Origin of the sequence: Streptomyces sp. NPDC058239 (assembly GCF_042882185.1) — a bacterium.
Lineage (GTDB): Bacteria > Actinomycetota > Actinomycetes > Streptomycetales > Streptomycetaceae > Streptomyces.
On the sequence record NZ_JBHVWS010000021.1, the window covers coordinates 60,866 to 80,104 of the forward strand.

Consider the following 19,239-nt stretch of genomic DNA (forward strand, 5'->3'; position numbering starts at 1 on the left):
TCGCTGCCCCCGGCATTGTGTTCCTCGGTGCCGCGGCGCGGCCCCGACTCAGTCCTGTACGCCCTGTACGCCTCGCAGGACCATGGCGACGGCGGTGTCCGCGATCACGGCCGGCTCCTCCGCCACGCCGAGTTCGATACGCCGCACCGCGGCGTCCACCGAGCCCTGCAGCAGCATCGCCGCCAGCCTCGGCTGCTCGTGGCCGAGATCGCCGAGCGCCTCGACGATCATGGCGATGAGCCCGCCGTGCGCGGCCCGGATCTTCTCGCGTGCGCCCGCATCCAGCTCGCTCGCCGAGATCGCGACGACCGCCCGGTGGCGGCGGTCTCCGACGAGGTCGAGCTGCCGTCGCACGTAGGCCTCGATCTTCTCCACGGGCGTGGTGGCCTGCTCCATCGCGTTCTCGACCTCGGCCGCCCAGACGGGGAAGTCGACGGCGCAGAGCTCTTCGACGACGGCCGCACGGGAGCGGAAGTACTCGTAGACGGAGGACCGGGCGAGGCCCGTGCGTTCAGCGAGGGCGGGGAAGGTCAATGCCTCCGTACCCCCCTCGGACAGCAGGGAGCGGGCGGCGTCCAGGAGGGCGCCGCGCTGCATGGTCCGGTGCTCGGCCACCGAGGCCGCTCGAATCCTGGGCACGCGTCCACTCTACGGCGGCCGGTGTTCGGGAGGGCGGGTGTGGCCCCGATCAGTGGCCGAAGCGGCCATGGCCGTCAGCTGCCACCGGTGGTATCAGCGTCCGGCGTCGGCCAGTTTCGCACGCAGTTGCAGCACCGACTTGGTGTGGATCTGACTCACACGGCTCTCGGTCACCCCGAGCACATTGCCGATCTCGGCGAGGGTGAGGCCCTCGTAGTAGTAGAGCGTGACGACCGTCTTCTCGCGCTCCGGAAGCGTATTGATCGCCCGCGCCAGCAGCCGTCTGAGCTCACGGTCCTCGGCGACCTCCACCGGATTGTCGGCGGCGGTGTCCTCCAGCGTGTCCATCAGGCTCAGCCGGTCACCGCCCTCGCCGCCGACATGCAGCAGTTCCTCCAGCGCGACCACGTTCGCCAGCGACAACTGGCTGAAAACCGCGTGCAGTTCCTCCAGCGTGATGCCCATCTCCGCAGCGACCTCCGGCTCGGAAGGCGTGCGTCGCAGCTGTGCCTCCAGCGTGGCATAGGCGCGTTCCACGGCCCGCGCCTTCTGGCGCACCGAGCGTGGGATCCAGTCCAGCGCACGGAGTTCATCGATCATCGCGCCACGGATGCGGGTGATCGCGTACGTCTCGAACTTGATCGCGCGCTCGATGTCGAACTTCTCGATCGCGTCGATCAGTCCGAACACCCCTGAGGAGACGAAGTCCGCCTGCTCGACATTGGAAGGCAGGCCCACACTCACCCGGCCCGCGACGTACTTCACCAACGGCGAGTAGTGCAGGATCAGCTGCTCCCGCAGCCGCTCGTCGCCCGTGGACTTGTATGAACGCCACAACTCGTCGAGCGAGGAGGGGGCGGGGGGGCGCACAGTGCCACGCGCAGCCGGTGGTACTGCCGCGCGGTCAGACCCGGAGGTGTGCTGGGGCATGTGGTGCCTTGAGCCGTTCTGCTGTGAAGTGCTGGGGGACTTGTGTCTGAGTCGGGATTCACGTGAGCGTAGCGTGACTGAGGCGTCGCGGACCGCGCAGGACAGCGGATCGGCGCTGTGCGATTCCGGCCGATCGAACATGACTGAGGTCCGGGGCCGTCGCCACGTGCGCCGGCCCCGGAGGCGTCGCTGAAGGATCCGCCGAGGTCATCGGCATCACCTTTTCACCCGAATGCTCCAGGTCAAGTACCGCCTCGCCGCGCGTCCCCATTGCATGTCGGTCTCGGCGTCAACCGCCATCCATCGCCATCACGTTCGACGAACCCCAGTGAGTGCAGTTCGTACAGTCTGCCGAGCGCTTCATCGATGCTGGTTCCAGCGCCGCGGGCCACATCGCGCCCGCCGACGGCGCCGCGGGACGGCAGCGCGTCGAGAACCCTGGCGGAGACCGCATCCAGCAGGTCCCTGGGGTGTACGGGGCCGCGTCTGGCCGGGGCGAGTTCGCCGATGTCCCCCACCAGTTCGGCGACTTCCGAGGCATCCGTCACCAGGGTGCCCTCTCCCCGGAGGAGTTCATGGACTCCTGCTGACAACCCGCTGGTGGCGGGGCCCGGCACGCCCATGATGAAGCGGCCGAGCCGCTGCGCGTTGCGTGCGGTGACCAGCGAACCGCTGCGGTATTCGGCCTCGACCACGACCGTCCCGCGCGTCAACGCGGCGATGACCCGGTTCCGGAGAATGAATCTGCGGCTGGTCGGATGATCGGACGGTGGTAATTCGCCGATGACGAGCCCCTGTTCCGCCATGCGTCCGATCAGCTCGGCATGTCCCCGGGGATAGGCGACGTCCACCCCGCAGGCCAGGACCGCCATCGTCGCCCCGTCAACGGCGAGCGCGCCACGATGGGCTGCCCCGTCCACCCCGAACGCCGCTCCCGACACGACCACCCACCCCAGCTCCGCCAGCCCCGCGCCGAGGCTCGCCGCCATATGGGATCCGTACGGTGTGCAGGCACGGCTGCCGACCACGGCGACCGAGCGCAGCGCCCAGAGCCGCAGATCGCGCGGCCCCCGCACCCAGAGGCCGGTCGGCCTGGCGTCTGCGAGGTCGTCGAGTTGGCTGGGCCATTCCCGGTCGCCGGGGCAGACGAACCGCCCGCCGAGCGCGGCGACCGTCGCCAGGTCCCGCTCGGGCTCGGCGCTCTCGGCCCGTAACCGGTATCCCTCCAGACGTTTCGGAGTCATTCCGCTCAGCCTCTCCGCGGCCCCGTCCCTGGTGGTGATCCGCCGCAACAGTTCGACGGCACCGCACTCGCGCAGCCAGCGGCCGCCTCGCTCGTCCCCCGGCTCCAGGATGCGGGTCAGTGCAGCCCGCGCCAGCCGTTCCCGATCCCTCACCGCCGCCACCTGCCCCACGCCCCGCTCCGGGTCCCGCACCGGAAGGCACCCCGGTTCCTGCCCCTGCCCAGGGTCCGCCCGCGGATTCATGACGCTCCGGCCTTCGTCAGGGCGCCCCGCGGGATCCCGGTCCGCAGTTCCAGCGCCACCGCGATGTCGGAGGCCTCCGGGCGGTCGGCACCGCGCAGATCGGCGACCGTCCACGCCACCCTGAGCACCCGGTCCAGGCCCCGTGCGGTGAGCACGCCCCGTTCCATGTCCCGTTCGGCCTCCATCAGCGCGCCCGGTGCCACGACCAGCCGGGTCCGCAACTCATGGCCGGGCACCTCGCTGTTGGTGGTCCACACGGTGCCGGCCAACCGGTCCGCCGCCCGCGCCCTGGCCTCCCGGACCCGGGCCGCGACGGTGGCCGTCGACTCACCCTTGCCGCCCTGCCCCATCAGGTCCTCGCGTCTGACCGGGTCGACAACCACCCTCAGATCCACCCGGTCCAGCAACGGCCCGGAGAGTCTCGCCTGATAGCGCCGGACCGCCGAGGGCGCGCACTCGCAACCGGCACCGCTGAGGGTGTGCCGACCGCACGGGCAGGGATTGGCGGCCAGCACCATCAGGAATCTGGCGGGCAACCGCACCACCCCGGCGCTGCGTGCCACCACCACATGCCCCGACTCCAGCGGCTGGCGCAGCGCGTCCAGCGCCCGCACGGAGAATTCCGGCGCCTCATCCAGAAAGAGAATCCCCCGGTGGGCCAGAGAGACCGCACCGGGCCGCGGCAGCCCGTTTCCCCCGCCCACCAGCGACTGCATGGTCGCCGAGTGGTGCGGTGCGCAGTACGGCGCACGGGTGACCAGTGGTTCCCCCGGCGGCAGAATGCCTGCCACCGAGTGCACCGCTGTGACTTCCAGGGACTCCTTCCTGGTCAGCGTCGGCAGAATCGCCGACAGCCTTTCGGCCAGCATGGTCTTGCCGGCGCCCGGCGGTCCGGAGAGCAGCAGGTGGTGACCGCCCGCCGCAGCAACCTCCAGCGCCTTGCGGGGCCGCTCCTGCCCCGCCACATCCGCCAGATCCGGTGGGCTGCCGTCACCCTGCCCGGGCACCCGGGCGAGCCCGGTGCCGATACCCGCGCCGGGCACCATCAGCCCGGCCAGCATGGTGTCGGGGCGCCCCTCGTCGTGAGCCTGCCGCTCGTCCGGCACCGGCTCGTCGCAGAGCACCGCGATCAGCTGCCGCAGGCTCCGTACCCCGAGGACCGAGACCCCGGGCACCAGCGCCGCCTCCCCCGCGGTCTGCTCGGGCACGACGACCTGGCGGTACCCGGCCTCCGCTGCGGCGAGCACAGCGGGCAGCACGCCGCGCACCGGCCGCACCCGGCCGTCCAGCCCGAGCTCACCGATCATCACCACATCGGCGATGGAGGCCGGGTCGATCCGCTCGGCCGCGCCCAGCACCGCACAGGCGACCGCCAGATCGAAACCGGAACCGCCCTTGGGTACGGAGGCCGGTGACAGGCCCACCGTGAGTTTCTTCTGCGGCCACTCGGCCCCTGAGTTCGCAACCGCGGCCCTGACCCGGTCCCGGCTCTCCACCAGGCTCTTGTCCGGCAGCCCCACCAGGGTGAATGCGGCCACCCCCGCCTCCAGGTCCGCCTGGACCTCCACCACCACACCCTCGACGCCGACGAGCGCCACCGAGCACGCCCGTGCGAACCCCATCAGGCCACCCCCCGCGCATGCTGGGCGACGGGTGCTCCGCGCCTGGGCAGCACGACGCCGACCAAGTCGATCCGGACCCCACCGGGCGGCGGGCCGCCGTGCCGGTGGAGCCAGATCCCGGCCAGCCGTCGCAGCCGCTCAGCCTTGACCGGTGTGACGGCTGCCATCGGATGCTCGAAGGCACCTGCCCTGCGGGTCTTCACCTCGCAGACCACGAGTGCGTCGCCGTCCATCGCGACGATGTCGATCTCACCGGCACGACAGCGCCAGTTCCGTTCGAGTACGGACATACCGGCGTCGGTCAGCAGCCGCGCCGCCAGATCCTCGCCGTACCGCCCGAGTGCCCCCCGTGCGTTCATATCGGCACCACCTCCGGCACCGACTCTGACGCGTCCGGTCCCAGCTGGTGGATCTTGGTGGACAACTACGGGATTGTGGATAACTCGGCCACCCGGAAGTGGGAATCAACCCCCCGGAAAAACGGGCTCAGCCACCCGGAAGTTCGAGATCGCTCTTGTTGAGCTCCTCGATGTTGACGTCCTTGAACGTCAGCACCCGTACCTGCTTGACGAACCGTGCGGGCCGGTACATGTCCCAGACCCAGGCATCCGCCATGGATACTTCGAAAAACACCTCACCCTGAACCGAGTGCACCTGCATCTCGTAGTCGTTGGTGAGGTAGAAGCGCCGTTCGGTCTCGATCACATATTTGAACAGACCGACGACATCTCGGTACTCCCGGTAGAGCTTCAGCTCCATCTCGGTCTCGTACTTTTCGAGGTCCTCGGCGCTCATTGGCATGTTCCCCTTCAGCCGTGCGTGCCCCCATTGTGCGCCAGGCTCCGGCACCCCTGGGCGCTTAGGCGATTTCGGGGGCCAGAACCAGTGGCGTACGCGGAGGACCCTCGTCGAGCAGCGTGCGCAGCAACTCGGCAAGCCTGGTCGGGTATACCGTCTCACGCGCCGCCGACAGTTCGGCGGAGGTCCACCACCTCAGACCCGCGACGCTGCGCTGCTCCAGCCCGGTCAGCCCACTGGTATCGGTGGCGGTCTGCGTCGTACGTGCCAGGAAGTACCACTCGTCCTGGTTCCAGCGGCGCCCGTCGAACGGGAACGAGCACATCCGCTGCCAGAGCAGCGGGCCCAGTTCGACATCGGTGATCCCGGTCTCCTCCGCGAGCTCGCGCAGCGCGGCCTGTTCCCGGGTCTCGTCACCCTCCAGACCGCCGCCGGGGGTGAACCACCAGGTGCTCTCGGGGTCCTCCGGCTCGAACCCGTGTATCAGGAGAATGCGGTCGTCAGGGTCCAGGAGCACCACCCTGGCGACCTTCCGCTCCTCAACGCGCACCGGCAGGCATCCTTTCGCGCCTGTTCCGTGCCGACCGCGCGGACCGTGCCGCGATCGGGCCGGATGCGGCACCGACGAGGATGAGCACCACACCCGCCACCACAGCCCCGAGCTGCAGCCGCAGCGGTCCGGGCGACGACACCCCACCGGGGAAGGAGGCGAAGGTCTGCGGCCGTCCGACCATGCCGCCCAGCGGCCAGGCGATGGCGTCCACCCGGGCCTGCACCTCGCTGCGCGGCACGGAGCCCTGCCCCGGGTCGTCCAGGTGGACCCGGGAGTCCAGCGAGGTGCCGCGCTCGTCCCCGAGCAGGAAGAGCTGCCCCTTGGGAACATCCGCGGTGAAGTCGTTGGCCGAGGCGAGGCCATCGGTCTGCAGATACGGTTCCTCAATGGGTTTGCCGTTGACGGTGAGCCGGCCCTTGTCGCAGCAGGCGATCTTGTCGCCGCCGATCCCGACGACCCGCTTCACCATCGGCACGGCACCCCACGCCGGATCGGTGAAGACCACCACGTCGCCCCGGTGCACCTCGCTGCCGTCGATCCGCTGTGCGAGCACCCGGTCGCCGGCGTGCACCGTCGGTGTCATCGACTCGGTCGGCACGGTGTACGGCTTGTACACCACGGCTCCCCAGGCGAAGCCGCCGAGGAAGAGCACACAGCCGACGGCCACGGCCAGCCCCGACAGCATGCTGCCGAGCCGACCGTGGCCGTCATCCGTACGTCCTGCTGTTCCACTCATCCCAGCGTCCCCCACCTCGGAGATCGACAATCGCTGATCCGAGTCGGCACCCTACCCGGCGGTACGCTCGCTGGTCAGCCTCCTGCGACGCCACAACACGAGCGGCAGCGCTCCGGCTACACCGAGTGCTCCCGGAGCCAGGCCCATCGCCGTGTTGATCACCGGCTGGTCGTTGATCCCCGGCTGGTCGAAGGTCTTGGGGACGGGCAGGGTCGCCCAGCGGTTGATCGGCCACGCCACGACGATGGCCCGGCCGACGACCTCGTCGTCGGAGACCGTGCCGCCGCCCAGCAGCTCCTGGTGGTAGCGGGAGTCGAGGGAGTTCTGGCGGTGATCGCCCATCACCCAGATCCGGCCCTCGGGCACCTTGATCGGGCCGAACGGCTCGTCATTGCAGGGGGTGTTTCCCGGGAAGATGTACGACTGGTCGTCCAGTGCCTTGCCATTGACGACGACCGGGCCGTTCTTCTTGCACTCCACCGTGTCGCCGCCGACTCCGATGACCCGCTTGATCAGGTCCTTCTCCTCGACGGACGGCATCAGTCCGATGAAGCTGAGGAACTTCTGCACCACATTCGGATTCGGCGTCTGGGTGTCCTCCAGCCAGCCGCCCGGGTCGTGGAAGACCACGACCTCGCCACGCTTGGGCTCCGCGCCGAACCAAGGGGTCAGCTTGTCGACCAGCACCCGGTCGCCCCGCTGGAGCGTGTTCTGCATCGAGTCCGAGGGGATCGAGAACGCCTGCACCAGAAACGTCTTGATCAGCAGCGCGAGAACCAGCGCGATGCCGATGAGCAGGGGCAGCTCCTTCCAGAAGGAGCGTGGCTTCTTCTGGGACGTACTACCGCCGTTCGGAGAGTCGCCGTCACTCTGCGTGCTGTCCGCCGCTCCGGCGGACTCCACGTTCTCCGGATTGTCCGGCCGGTCCTCGGGTTCGTCGTGTCCGGATCGTGCGCCGACCGCCAAATCCCCCACATCCACTCCTTACTCCGTGCCACCGCCTGCGCCCTAGCCGGTGCAGGCCCACCACTCCCATAACGAGCGGGAGTTCCGCAGGGGTCGGGAGAGGGATCATTCCGTTGGGATCCTTGGACGACACACTATTCGACGGGCCCGACGCAGCAGCCGTCCCGGCGCGCGAGTCAGGGACCGAGTCGAATGTTGCCGGTTCTTCCAGTTTTCGCCAGTGCCCGAAGGGCCAGGCGATCACCACAGCCCGTCCCACGACCTCGTCCTCTGAAACCGTGCCGTGTTCCGGCTCGTCCAGGTGATAGCGCGAATCGGCCGAATTGGACCGATGGTCGCCCATCACAAAGATCCGGCCGGCCGGAACCTTTACCTCGAATTTGATGAGGGAGGGCGGATTACCGGGATACAGATAGGGCTCGTCCAGCGGTATGCCGTTGACGGTGATCCGGCCGTCCTTGTCGCAGCATTTCACCGTGTCGCCGCCGACCGCGACCACCCGCTTGATCAGATCCTGTTCGTCGTCGGACGGCAGCAGCCCGATGAAGGTCAGTGCCTCTTTCACCTGCTTGACGACGACGGGCGAGTCCTTCTTCCCGACGTTCTCCTGCTTCAGCCAGTCACCCGGGTCCTTGAAGACGACGACATCGCCGCGCTGAGGCCTGGATCCGAACCAGGGCGTCAGCTTGTCCACGAGCACCCGGTCGCCGATCCGGATGGTCTGCTCCATCGACCCCGACGGGATCACGAAGGCCTGCACCAGGAAGGTCTTGAGCACGAGCGCGATCAGCAGCGCCACGGTGATGAGAAGGGGGATCTCCCGCACGGCCGACCTGCGCCGCCGCCGCTTGACCTTGCGGGCCAGCTTGCGCCGGTCCGCCCTGGTCGGCAGTGAGCGCGCGGCCGTCGGCCGGCTGCCGGTCGGCAGCGGTATCTCGGGGTCGGGCCCGTCCTGCCGCCGCCCCCGGTTACCCATGCGCCCCGCCCGTCACCCGTACGCCGGCGAAGGCGGCACTGTCCGGCAGCGAGCCCAGCCGGCCCAGCGGCCAGCCGATCCAGTCCACCCGGCCGATCACCATGTCGACCGGGACCATGCCACCGCCCGGTTCTCCCAGATGGTCACGTGAGTCGCGGGAATTGCTGCGGTGGTCGCCCATCATCCACAGCGTGCCGTCGGGCACGACGATGTCGAAGCGCACCCCGGACGGCGCATCTCCCGGATACAGGTACCCCTCGTCGACCGGCCGGCCGTTCACCTCGACCTTTCCGCGCCTGTCGCAGCAGACCACCCGGTCGCCTCCCACGCCCACCACCCGCTTCACATAGTCGGTCTCGGCAGGCTCTGCCAGCCCCAAGGACGCTGCCACACCGTGCAGCAGCCCGGTGACGGGATTCTCCTGGGGAGCTTCCTGCACGAACGATCCGGTGCCGTCGAATACCACCACATCGCCGCGCTGCGGTACGGAGCCGAAACGGTACGCCAATTTATTGACCAGCACGCGGTCCCCCACTCGCAGTGTCGGCTCCATCGAGCCGCTGGGAATCAGGAAGGGCTGCACCACGAAGGTGCTGAGGAGCAGCACGAAGACCGAGCAGACGGCTCCAAGTGCGGCGGTCCGCCGCCACGAGATCGAGGTGGTCAACCGGTCCGGGATACGCGAGAAGCGCGGCCCCTCCTCCGACCCTGCTGCGGGTGCGGAGGAGCGGTCGCGCTCCGAGGGCTTGGCTTCCGTGTCCATCGGGGCCAGAGCTTATCCGGCCGTCCTGTGGACCTGGGAGTTAGCTCAGTTGTCGCGCTTCTCCTTGATCTTCGCGGCCTTGCCGCGCAGCTCACGGAGGTAGTACAGCTTGGCGCGACGGACGTCACCGCGGGTGACGAGCTCGATCTTCTCGAAGATCGGGCTGTGCACCGGGAAGGTGCGCTCGACGCCGACGCTGAAGGAGACCTTGCGGACCGTGAAGGTCTCGCTGACGCCCGAACCCTGGCGGCGGATGACTACGCCCTTGAACTGCTGGATACGGGAGCGGTTGCCCTCGATCACTCGGACGTGGACGTTGACGGTGTCACCGGGGCGGAACGCCGGGACGTCGGTACGCAGCGATGCGGCGTTGACGCCATCGAGCAGGGAAGCCATGTTGTCTGCTTTCTTCGCCGATGCCACAGGTCATCGACGGGAGATAGTAAGGAGATGGGGGTGCTGATCGCGTCGGGCGGGCGTCGTTCCCCCTGTGGCAGGGGCGCACGCCGGACGTACAGCAGCGGCCTATTCTTCCACAGCCTCGGGCCTGCGCCAAAATCGGCCACCGGGCTCCGGCGACCAGCCGAGGATGGAGAGGATCTCGCGGTCCTTCTTGTCGAAGCCGCCCGCCTCGCAGCGCTCGATGAGATCGGGCCGGTTGAGCGCGGTACGACGGAACGCCTCGTCCCGCCGCCAGCGTGCGATCTTCCCGTGGTGACCGCTGAGCAGGACGTCCGGGATGCCCCTGCCGCGCCACTCGGGCGGCTTGGTGTAGACGGGCCCCTCCAGCAGATTGGCCATCTCTCCGGGGGCGAAGGAGTCGTCCCGGTGCGATTCGGCGTTGCCGAGCACGCCGGGCAGCAGCCGGGCCACCGCCTCCGTGATCACCAGCACCGCGGCTTCCCCGCCGGCCAGCACATAGTCCCCGATGGACACCTCGACGACCGGCATGCGGGTCGCGTACTCGTCCATCACCCGTCGGTCGATGCCCTCGTAGCGGGCCGGCGTGAAGATCAGCCAAGGCCGCTCGGAGAGCTCGACGGCGAACTCCTGGGTGAACGGACGGCCGCTGGGTGTGGGCACCACGAGGACCGGGGAGTGCGCCCCGGCCTCGTACCCGCCCGCCAGGGCGTCGTCCAGCGCCTCGCCCCACGGCTCGGTCTTCATGACCATGCCGGGGCCGCCGCCGTACGGGGTGTCGTCGACCGTGTTGTGCCGGTCGTACGTCCAGTCCCGCAGGTCGTGCACGTGCACATCGAGGCGGCCGCGCGCGCGGGCCTTGCCGACGAGGGAGACGTTCAGCGGTTCCAGGTACTCCGGGAAGATCGTGACGACGTCGAGGCGCATCAGGCGTCCTTCCCGGACTCGGGCGCCTCGTCCTCGTCGCCCTCTTCGTCGCGCGAGGAGGCGATCACGGCCTGGCTCTCGTCGATCAGACCGGGCGGCGGGGTGATCACCGCGCGCTGCTCCTCCAGATCGATCTCGGTGACGATCTCCTCGACGAACGGGATCATCACCTCGCTGCCGTCCGGCCGCTCGACGATGAAGAGATCCTGGGACGGCAGATGCGTGATCTCGGTGATCCGGCCGATCTCGGTGCCGTCGGCGAGGACCACGTCGAGGTCCATGAGCTGATGGTCGTAGAACTCCTCGGGGTCCTCGGGGAGTTCCGCCGGGTCGACCTCGGCGATCAGGAGCGTGTTGCGCAGGGCCTCGGCAGCCGTACGGTCGCGTACGCCCTCGAAGCGGAGCAGCAGCCGTCCGCTGTGCACCCGGCCGGTCTCGATCGTCAGCGGTCCGGCGGTGGCCGGTTCGGTGGCGAGTACGGCCCCGGGCGCGAGCCGCAGCTCCGGTTCGTCCGTACGCACCTCGACGGTGACCTCGCCCTTGATGCCGTGGGCACGGCCGATCCGCGCGACTACCAACTGCACCTTGTGTCTCTCCTGTCATACGACGACGGGCCGGGGTGGGCGCATGGCCCTCCCCGGCCCGTGCCGGTGTTCAACTCTGTCAGCGAACCTGATCCACATCGACGAGGTCGACGCGGATGCCACGTCCGCCGATGGCGCCCACGACGGTACGCAGTGCGCGTGCGGTGCGGCCGTTGCGGCCGATCACCTTACCGAGGTCGTCGGGGTGGACCCGGACCTCGAGTACGCGACCACGGCGCAGGTTGCGCGAGGCGACCTGCACATCGTCGGGGTTGTCGACGATGCCCTTCACGAGGTGCTCGAGAGCCTCCTCGAGCATGCTCAGGCCTCGGTCGACTCGGCGGGCGCAGCCGCGTCAGCAGCCTCGTCCGCCTTCTTGTCGGCCTTCTTCGCCTTCTGCGTGATGGCCTCGCCCTTGGACTCCTCGCCGGTGTCCTTGGCCAGGGCCTCGAACAGGGCGCGCTTGTCAGCCTTGGGCTCCGGCTGCAGCAGCGGCGCGGGGGCCGGGAGACCCTTGTGGGCCTGCCAGTCGCCGGTGAGCTTCAGGATCGCGAGAACCGGCTCGGTCGGCTGGGCGCCGACGGACAGCCAGTACTGCGCACGCTCCGAGTTGACCTCGATGCGCGAGGGGTTCTGCACCGGGTGGTACAGGCCGATCTCCTCGATGGCCCGGCCGTCACGGCGGGTACGGGAGTCGGCGACGACGATGCGGTAGTGAGGCGAACGGATCTTGCCCAGACGCTTCAGCTTGATCTTGACTGCCACGGAAGTGGTGTCTCCTGGTCTATGACGTGGTTGGGCACAACGAAGATGCCACGTGGGGTTGCGGTACTCGGGTGCCCGATGGACGCGTCAGCCGGAGGAGAGAGGGGTCCTGTGCGACTGTCGAGTACAGCTAGCCATTGTGCCACACCACATCGGGTCACCCCACCGCGACCGCGGCTTCCGGGATACGGAACGGCTTTCCGCAGCCACCGCAGACGATCGGCGCCTGCGCCAGGACCGACGGTACGACTCGCACATTGCGTCCGCAGTCGCAGACGGCCTTGACGCGGACGCCTCCGCCGGAGGAGCCGTGCCGGGCGGCCGGGCCACGGAAGGAACGCTTGGTGTCGGCGGCGGTGGCGACCGTATGCGCCTTGAGGGCGCGCTGCAGCCGCTCGATCGTCGGGCGGTACCTGCGCTTGGCCTCGGGATTGAGCGTGACCAGCGAGAAGCCACTGCTGGGGTGGGGCTCCTCGGCATGGTCGAGGCCCAGCTCCTCGGCGATCGCCAGGAATCGACGGTTGTGGTAACGGCCGGCCCGCGAGGTGTCGCGGACACCTCTCGCGGCGGCGATGCCATGGACTGCCTCATGCAGCAGTCGTTCGAAGGAGAGCTCGGCGCCACAGGCGGACGAGGACTCTCCGATCAGGGACTCGGGCGCGGCTAGATCCGGCAGCTCGGGGTGGTACCGCTGAATATCGGCCCACGCCTGCGCCAGCTCTGCGGCAAGTACAGGTGGTGTCGTGCTCACGTCGTGACAACGAGCGCGAGTGCCCAGGTGTTCCGATTCCGGGCCATCCCAAATAATTTGCACGTACCAGTCAGTTGCCGTTGATGCGTCCTGACGAGGGCGGGTGCGCAGATCTGTGGAGAAGTCTCACAGCTCACACCAAGGTGGTACGTAGCGCCCCGTACGCCCGGACACGTAGGCGGCGACCGTACGCCGGGTGCCGAGCGGCCACGCGTCAGTAGGCGCGGGCCACCAGGGCGACAGTACCGGGGGCATCGTCCGCGTCCGGCACCGACCCGTCCTCGGCGACCAGGCACCGTACGGACACCCCGTGCTCCGCGAGCCGGGCCTCCCCCGCCGCGCCGAGGGCCGACCAGTCGATACGCGCCCAGCCGCCCGCGGCCGCCGCCTCCACGGCCTCTTCGACGGACGCGACCTCGCTGGTGGACGACTCGCGCCGGCTCCGGGACTCCCTCAGCAGCGTCGCCTGATCCTCCTCGAGGACCACCGGAAGCAGCGCGGGCAGGGCCTCGATCGCGACCGGCTCCTTCCCGCCGGGGATGCGCCGGGCCAGCATCGCGGTGCCGTTCTCCAGATCGCGCGGGCCGATCTCGATCCGCACCGGCACGCCCTTCAGCTCCCAGTCGACCGCGCGGCGGCCGAACGGGGTGTCGGTGCGGTCGTCGACCTCGGTCCTGATCCCCGCGGCGCGCAGCCGCTCCCCGATGGAGCGGACCGCGGTCAGCACCGCTTCGTCCCCCTTGATCGCGAGGACGACCGCCTGGACGGGCGCGAGCCGCGGCGGCACCCGGAGGCCGTGATCGTCGCCGTGCGCCATGATCAGCCCGCCGACCATGCGGGTCGACGAGCCCCACGAGGTCTGCCAGACGAGTTCCTGCCTGCCTTCCCTGGACAGGTAGCTGGTGTGGAAGGCCTTGGCGAAGTTGGTGCCGAGCTCATGGCTCGTACCCATCTGCAGGGCCTTGCCGTCCCGCATCATCCCTTCGAGCGTCAGGGTGTTGACGGCCCCCGCGAACCGCTCGGCGGGGGTCTTGCGGCCGAGAACCACATCGATGCCCAGCACGTTGACCATGAAGTCCGCGTAGACGTCCCGGTGGATGTAGGCCGCGTACTCCCGGGCCTCCTCGTAGGTGGCGTGGGCGGTGTGGCCCTCCTGCCAGAGGAATTCCGTCGTACGGAGAAAGACCCGCGGGCGCATCTCCCAGCGCACGACATTCGCCCACTGGTTGATCAGCAGGGGCAGATCCCGGTAGCTCTGCACCCACTTCGAGAAGTACTCGTTGATGATCGTTTCGGACGTCGGCCGCACCACCACGGGCTCTTCGAGCTCTTTTCCGCCGGCGTGGGTCACGATCGCGAGCTCCGGCTCGAAGCCCTCGACGTGCTCGGCCTCGCGTGTCAGGTAAGACTGGGGGATGAAGAGCGGGAAGTAGGCGTTCCGGGCGCCCGCCTGTTTGATTCGGGCATCCATCTCCTGCTGCATCCGCTCCCACAGGCCGTATCCGTACGGCCGGATGACCATGGTGCCGCGCACCGGACCGTTGTCCGCGAGTTCGGCCTTGTTGATCAGATCCTGGTACCAGCGGGGAAAGTCCTCGGCCTGGGGCGTGAGAACGGGTGCCTTTGCCATGGCGCGCATCGTACGGCGATACCGCCCACCACACAGGGCGACGGGCCCCGCCTCCACGGGCCGTCCCCACGGGCGCACCACCGGAGCACGCAAGCATTGCCATCAGACCCCTGGACGCGGGCGCGGATGCGCAGTTCTCTGACATACGGGGGGAGCGGGCGCACACGCACAGGGGGACATCCACTCGGGGCACGACCGATCGGACATGACCGACCTCTCGGCGGATTGGGGCGCTTCCATGACACCAACGCTCGTCCGGCACCACAGCTACGCGCACACGGCCACCCCGGTGGACTCCGGTAACCGTGCCCGGGACTGGGCCGAGATTCAGGAACGGATGCTCGCACCGCTGTACGAAGCGGTGTACGAGCGGCTCGAAGTGGGAAGCGGCACCCGGCTGCTCTCCCTCGGCTGCGGCTCCGGTCTCGCGCTGCTGATCGCGGCCGCGCGCGGGGCGCGCGTCACCGGCGTCGACACCGACCCCGAACGACTGGCACTCGCCCGGGCCCGGCTGCTGCCCGGTCCGGGGAGCGACGCCGGGCCGCCGGACGGGCATCCGCGGCTCCTGGACGGCGATCCGTCCGCGGCCGCCCCGGACGACGGGACGCCGTACAACCTGCTCACCGCGTTCACCCCGATCGGCTGCTCGTCCGGCGACGGGGAAGGGCTCGTGGAGGCGCTGCGGTCCGCCGTACCGCTGGCCGCCCGGGGCAGCACGGTCGTACTGACCGGATGGGGTCCGCCGGAGCGGTGCGCGACGGCGCCGGTGCTTCGGGTGGCGGGCCGGCTCTCCGACGGGTCGCGGGCGCCGCGCACGGGCGGCTGGCGGCCTTGGAGCCGGGACGATCTGGAAGAAGTGGCGTTCCGGGCCGGTCTGAATCCGGACGGCTCCGGCCGGGTCGCGTGCCCGTTCGGCTACGCGGACATGGACAGTGCGGTGCGGGGGCTGCTGTCGACGCGGCTCTTCGATACGGCGGTACGGGCGACGGACCGGGACCAGGTGGCCAAAGAGGTCGCGGAGGCCCTGCATCCGCACCGGCGCCGGGACGGCACGATCTGGATGCCGAACGTCTTCCGCTATCTCGTGTGCACCACCTGAGCCATTCCGTGAACGTCGTGCGCACCGGCCGTTACTTGCCCAGGCGGGTGATGCCGGCCGCACGGTAGGCCGCGGCCTCGTCCAGCGTCTCGCTCTCCAGCAGCGCCGCGGCCAGCGAGTCCAGCCTGTCCCGGTTCTCGCTCAGGAGCCGGCACGCCACTTCGTAGCACTCGTCGACGATGCGCCGCATCTCGCCGTCCACCGCGTCGAGCGTCGCGGGGGCCGCCGACAGTCCGTACGCCTGCTGAGCATCGCTCGGGATCGCCGTCAGCCTGCCCACCTTGTGGCTCATGCCCCAGCGGCCGACCATGCCCCTGGCCAGGTTGGTGACCTGTTCCAGGTCGCTCTCCGCGCCGGTGGTGACCACACCGAAGACCACCTGCTCGGCGGCCATGCCGCCGAGCGCACCGATGATGCGGCCGCGCAGATACTCCTCGGTGTAGGCGTACTTGTCGGCGTCCGGCGTCGAGAGGGTGACGCCCAGGGCCCGGCCGCGCGGCACGATGGTGACCTTGCGGACCGGGTCGGCGCCCGGCTGGAGCATGCCGAGCAGGGCGTGCCCGCTCTCGTGGTACGCGGTCCTGCGGCGTTCCTCGTCCGACATGACCAGTGAACGCTCCGCCCCCAGCTGGACCTTCTCCAGGGCGTCCGAGATATCGGACTGGCTGACCTCGGACTGCCTGCGCTTGACCGCGAGCAGCGCGGCCTCATTGGCCAGGTTGGCGAGATCGGCGCCCGTCATACCGGGGGTCGTACCGGCGACCTGGGCGAGGTTCACATCCTCGGCAAGCGGAATCTGCCGGGTGTGGATCTCCAGGATCGCCTCCCGGCCGCCCCTGTCCGGCGGGCTCACCTGAACGATCCGGTCGAAGCGGCCGGGCCGGGTGAGGGCGGGGTCGAGGACGTCGGCGCGGTTGGTGGCGGCGAGGACGACGACGCCCTCCGAACCGGAGAAACCGTCCATCTCGGTGAGGATCTGGTTGAGCGTCTGCTCTCGCTCGTCGTGGCCGCCCATGCCGGAACCGCCGCCGCGGGCCCGGCCGATGGTGTCGATCTCGTCGATGAAGACGATGGCGGGGGCGACCTTGCGTGCCTCCGCGAAGAGTTCCCGTACCCGGCTCGCGCCGACGCCGACGATCATCTCGATGAATTCGGAGGCCGATGCCGAGAAGAACGGCACCCCGGCCTCACCCGCGACGGCCCGTGCGAGCAGTGTCTTGCCGGTGCCGGGCGGTCCCGCGAGGAGCACTCCCCCGGGCATCCGGGCACCCATCTTCCGGTACGCCTGCGGGTTCTTCAGGAAGTCCACGACGTCGTTGAGCTCGCCCTCGACCTCGTCGATCCCGGCCACGTCCTGGAAGGTGGTGCGCTTGCCGCCCTCCAGTTCGACGGGCTTGGGCGGCGCCTTGCGCCCGAAGCCGCCCATCCCGCCGCCCACGCCCCTGGACATCCGCCGGGCGATGAACACCCAGAGCAGGACGAGCAGCAGCATCGGGGCCAGCGAGATCAGCAGATTGGCGAGGAAGCTGCGCTGCTGGACGACCGGCTCGGCGGTGACCGTGACGTCGTCCTTGACCAGTTCGGCCCAGAGGTTGTCGTCCGCGAAGGCAGGCCGCTGAGTGACGAACTTGGTGAATTTCTTGTCGCTCCCCGGGACCTTCGCCTCCTTCTTGAGCTGTCCCTGGATGGCATCGCCCTTGGAATAGATCTTGGAGACATTGCCCGAGGTGACCTGCTTGCTGAACTCCGTGTACGCGATCGTCCGCTCCTGCGCCCCATTGAAGAAGGACAGCACCAGATTGGCGATCAGATAGACGGCGAGCGCGGTCAGCAGCAGTCCGCCCCAGCCTCCCGGCATCTTCCGGCCCGGCGGCGGAGGCGGCGGGGCGCCCTCGGAGCGCCACGGCTGATCGGTTCGGTCGCGGGGAGGTACGGGGTTGGTCACGCGCGCTCCTCTGCCGACAGCCAGTGAATGTGACATTAGATGAGAAATCGATCCAAAGCCCCCTGTGGGCCCATCCAGTGGGCCCACAGGGGGAAGCGGCGCCCGGCGGATGAACCCCTCGCGAACTCCTTGTCAATATCCAGAATCCTGTTTACTGTTTGATTCGTGAACGATTTCGATGACCGCTTCCTCACTCGGAACGGCCTCGCCGCCCGGCAGCTCGCCGTCCTGCTGCTCAACCATGAGCCGGACACCCGCCTGCCCCGCGTCCGCGACTTCGCCGAGGAGCTGGGCTGCGGAAACGGGACCGTTCAGGCAGCCCTGCAGCTGCTGGAGGATTCCGGGGCGATCGAGACGACCGCCCGTGGCCATCTCGGCACGTTCCTCGTCCGCTCGGACCGCTCCATCCTCTGGCGGCTGTCCGGACTCGGCACACTGCTCGCCGCGATGCCGCTCCCGTACTCACGCAGGTACGAAGGCCTGGCGACCGGGCTGCGCAGCGCCTTCGAGGAGGCGGGCGCCCCGTTCGCGATCACGTTCATGCGGGGCGCCGGAGCCCGTACGGCCGCGCTGCTGGAGGGCAAGGTCGACCTCGTCGTCCTGTCCCGCTTCGCGGCCGACCAACTGATCGCCGAGCACCCGGTGGAGCTCGTCGCCGACCTCGGCCCCGCCACCTACGTCGGCGCGCACGGCATGCTGCTGCGGCACGGCGTCGACCTGGACTCCCCCGGACTGCGGGTGGCCGTCGACCACGCGTCCGAGGATCTGCGGATGCTCGTGGAGCGGGTCTTCGCCGGCCGGAAGGACATCGAGTGGCTGGAGGTCTCATACATGCAGCTGCGCGATCTCTTCGCCCGCAACGAGGTCGACGCCACCGTCTGGAACCTGGACGAGGTGCAGGACCGGCTCGGGCTCGGCGTCGATGTGCTCCCGCTCGGCGACGAGGTCACCCGGGAACTGTCGCTGCGCAACTCCAGTGCTGCCGTCATCGGCCGGACCGACGGGGCGAAGGCCCTCGCCGCGGTCCGGGACTCGCTCGATCTGTCCCTGGTGACCCGGCTGCAGAGCGAAGTACTGCGGGGCGAGCGCGTGCCCTCGTACTGACCGGCGGGTCGGGTGACGTAGATCTCGCCCGCGCGGGAGGCTCGTCGAGATCAAAATACAAAATCCTGGTTATTGTTTGAATTGAGGAGGATCACCATGGACGACCAGCTCGCACTGCGGATCCAGCTCTTCCGCGAAGGCGGTCAGGTCCGGCCCGAGGTGGCCGACTTCGTCACCGCCGAGCTGACCGCCCTCGAAGCCGACGGCCGCACCGTCACCGAAGCGACCGCGGGCATGCTGACCAGCCATCTGATGATGGCGCTCACCCGGCTCCTCGACGGCGAACCGATCGAACAGTTCCTCACCGACGACCAGGTCGCCGCCGAACTGGCCGGACACCCCGACGCCGTCGAACGCGCCCGCGCCGTATCCGCGCGGGCCGAGCGGGAGCTCGGCGCCGCGCTCCCCGACTCGGAGGTCAACTTCCTCGGCATGCACCTCGCCGTACTGGCCCAGCAGTCACCGGCCGCCCCCGCTTCCTGACCGGTCCCGGCGCACGGCACAGACACACCCCGGCACGCGGAAACAGACACAGAGAGAAGAG

22 protein-coding genes are annotated in these 19,239 nt (G+C 69.3%); 3 read left to right on the forward strand and 19 right to left on the reverse strand.

What is annotated here, in order from left to right; all coding sequences use genetic code 11:
• Positions 1 to 48 precede the first annotated feature (48 nt).
• From ACFVYE_RS22585 to proS, 18 genes are all read right to left on the reverse strand, one after another.
• Positions 49 to 615 carry a TetR/AcrR family transcriptional regulator gene (locus ACFVYE_RS22585; RefSeq protein WP_383966369.1) on the reverse strand — a complete coding sequence of 189 codons (567 nt, stop codon included), beginning with the start codon at positions 613 to 615 and terminating at the stop codon, positions 49 to 51.
• Between the two features lie 117 nt (positions 616 to 732).
• Complete coding sequence (gene whiG / locus ACFVYE_RS22590) at positions 733 to 1,569, reverse strand: RNA polymerase sigma factor WhiG (protein ID WP_383966291.1); 837 nt, start codon at positions 1,567 to 1,569, stop codon at positions 733 to 735.
• A gap of 242 nt (positions 1,570 to 1,811) precedes the next feature.
• Entirely contained in the window at positions 1,812 to 2,966 is a 1,155-nt protein-coding gene (gene dprA / locus ACFVYE_RS22595) for a DNA-processing protein DprA (protein ID WP_383966294.1), read from the reverse strand.
• 86 nt (positions 2,967 to 3,052) lie between these two features.
• Positions 3,053 to 4,678: a YifB family Mg chelatase-like AAA ATPase gene (locus ACFVYE_RS22600; protein WP_389607069.1), complete on the reverse strand. Its 1,626-nt coding sequence runs from the start codon at positions 4,676 to 4,678 to the stop codon at positions 3,053 to 3,055.
• Positions 4,678 to 5,037: a YraN family protein gene (locus ACFVYE_RS22605; RefSeq protein WP_093899088.1), complete on the reverse strand. Its 360-nt coding sequence runs from the start codon at positions 5,035 to 5,037 to the stop codon at positions 4,678 to 4,680. The genes ACFVYE_RS22600 and ACFVYE_RS22605 overlap by 1 nt, the downstream gene beginning before the upstream one ends.
• Positions 5,038 to 5,164: 127 nt before the next feature.
• Positions 5,165 to 5,473, reverse strand: coding sequence for a DUF2469 domain-containing protein (locus tag ACFVYE_RS22610; RefSeq protein ID WP_003965949.1), 309 nt, complete (start codon positions 5,471 to 5,473; stop codon positions 5,165 to 5,167).
• A 64-nt stretch (positions 5,474 to 5,537) separates the two neighbouring features.
• On the reverse strand, positions 5,538 to 6,026 hold the full coding sequence (locus ACFVYE_RS22615; protein WP_383966299.1) for an NUDIX hydrolase: 489 nt from the start codon (positions 6,024 to 6,026) through the stop codon (positions 5,538 to 5,540).
• Complete coding sequence (gene lepB, locus ACFVYE_RS22620) at positions 6,016 to 6,765, reverse strand: signal peptidase I (protein WP_383966302.1); 750 nt, start codon at positions 6,763 to 6,765, stop codon at positions 6,016 to 6,018. Before lepB (ACFVYE_RS22620) ends, ACFVYE_RS22615 begins: the two co-directional genes overlap by 11 nt.
• 51 nt (positions 6,766 to 6,816) lie before the next feature.
• The gene (gene lepB, locus ACFVYE_RS22625; RefSeq protein ID WP_389607123.1) at positions 6,817 to 7,731 is read right to left on the reverse strand and encodes a signal peptidase I; all 915 of its coding nucleotides are present in this window, start codon (positions 7,729 to 7,731) and stop codon (positions 6,817 to 6,819) included.
• Entirely contained in the window at positions 7,631 to 8,707 is a 1,077-nt protein-coding gene (gene lepB / locus ACFVYE_RS22630) for a signal peptidase I (RefSeq protein WP_389607072.1), read from the reverse strand. Before lepB (ACFVYE_RS22630) ends, lepB (ACFVYE_RS22625) begins: the two co-directional genes overlap by 101 nt.
• A complete protein-coding gene (lepB, locus tag ACFVYE_RS22635; RefSeq protein ID WP_389607074.1) occupies positions 8,700 to 9,470 on the reverse strand; it encodes a signal peptidase I in 771 nt (256 codons plus the stop codon). The genes lepB (ACFVYE_RS22630) and lepB (ACFVYE_RS22635) overlap by 8 nt, the downstream gene beginning before the upstream one ends.
• Positions 9,471 to 9,515: 45 nt before the next feature.
• Complete coding sequence (gene rplS / locus ACFVYE_RS22640; protein ID WP_093899094.1) at positions 9,516 to 9,866, reverse strand: 50S ribosomal protein L19; 351 nt, start codon at positions 9,864 to 9,866, stop codon at positions 9,516 to 9,518.
• Positions 9,867 to 9,995: 129 nt separating this feature from the next.
• Entirely contained in the window at positions 9,996 to 10,817 is an 822-nt protein-coding gene (gene trmD / locus ACFVYE_RS22645; RefSeq protein WP_389607076.1) for a tRNA (guanosine(37)-N1)-methyltransferase TrmD, read from the reverse strand.
• Positions 10,817 to 11,401 carry a ribosome maturation factor RimM gene (gene rimM, locus ACFVYE_RS22650; protein ID WP_189279058.1) on the reverse strand — a complete coding sequence of 195 codons (585 nt, stop codon included), beginning with the start codon at positions 11,399 to 11,401 and terminating at the stop codon, positions 10,817 to 10,819. The genes trmD and rimM overlap by 1 nt, the downstream gene beginning before the upstream one ends.
• Positions 11,402 to 11,480: 79 nt before the next feature.
• Positions 11,481 to 11,720 (reverse strand): RNA-binding protein, encoded by a 240-nt coding sequence (locus ACFVYE_RS22655; protein ID WP_005311361.1) that lies wholly within the window; start codon positions 11,718 to 11,720, stop codon positions 11,481 to 11,483.
• 2 nt (positions 11,721 to 11,722) lie between these two features.
• Positions 11,723 to 12,166: a 30S ribosomal protein S16 gene (gene rpsP, locus ACFVYE_RS22660; protein ID WP_030928571.1), complete on the reverse strand. Its 444-nt coding sequence runs from the start codon at positions 12,164 to 12,166 to the stop codon at positions 11,723 to 11,725.
• A 157-nt stretch (positions 12,167 to 12,323) separates the two neighbouring features.
• The gene (locus ACFVYE_RS22665) at positions 12,324 to 12,917 is read right to left on the reverse strand and encodes a hypothetical protein (protein ID WP_030928573.1); all 594 of its coding nucleotides are present in this window, start codon (positions 12,915 to 12,917) and stop codon (positions 12,324 to 12,326) included.
• Between the two features lie 214 nt (positions 12,918 to 13,131).
• On the reverse strand, positions 13,132 to 14,547 hold the full coding sequence (proS, locus tag ACFVYE_RS22670; RefSeq protein ID WP_389607078.1) for a proline--tRNA ligase: 1,416 nt from the start codon (positions 14,545 to 14,547) through the stop codon (positions 13,132 to 13,134).
• Positions 14,548 to 14,785: 238 nt separating this feature from the next.
• Here proS and ACFVYE_RS22675 point away from each other — a divergent pair, with 238 nt between their 5' ends.
• Entirely contained in the window at positions 14,786 to 15,646 is an 861-nt protein-coding gene (locus tag ACFVYE_RS22675; RefSeq protein ID WP_383966316.1) for a methyltransferase domain-containing protein, read from the forward strand.
• Between the two features lie 31 nt (positions 15,647 to 15,677).
• Here ACFVYE_RS22675 and ftsH read toward each other — a convergent pair whose 3' ends face one another.
• Positions 15,678 to 17,591, reverse strand: a complete 1,914-nt coding sequence (gene ftsH, locus ACFVYE_RS22680; protein WP_389607080.1) for an ATP-dependent zinc metalloprotease FtsH — start codon at positions 17,589 to 17,591, stop codon at positions 15,678 to 15,680.
• 165 nt (positions 17,592 to 17,756) lie between these two features.
• Here ftsH and yhfZ point away from each other — a divergent pair, with 165 nt between their 5' ends.
• Both yhfZ and ACFVYE_RS22690 read left to right on the forward strand, forming a co-directional pair.
• Entirely contained in the window at positions 17,757 to 18,695 is a 939-nt protein-coding gene (gene yhfZ / locus ACFVYE_RS22685) for a GntR family transcriptional regulator YhfZ (RefSeq protein ID WP_383966322.1), read from the forward strand.
• 96 nt (positions 18,696 to 18,791) lie between these two features.
• Positions 18,792 to 19,178 carry a PRD domain-containing protein gene (locus ACFVYE_RS22690; RefSeq protein WP_383966325.1) on the forward strand — a complete coding sequence of 129 codons (387 nt, stop codon included), beginning with the start codon at positions 18,792 to 18,794 and terminating at the stop codon, positions 19,176 to 19,178.
• Positions 19,179 to 19,239 lie beyond the last annotated feature (61 nt).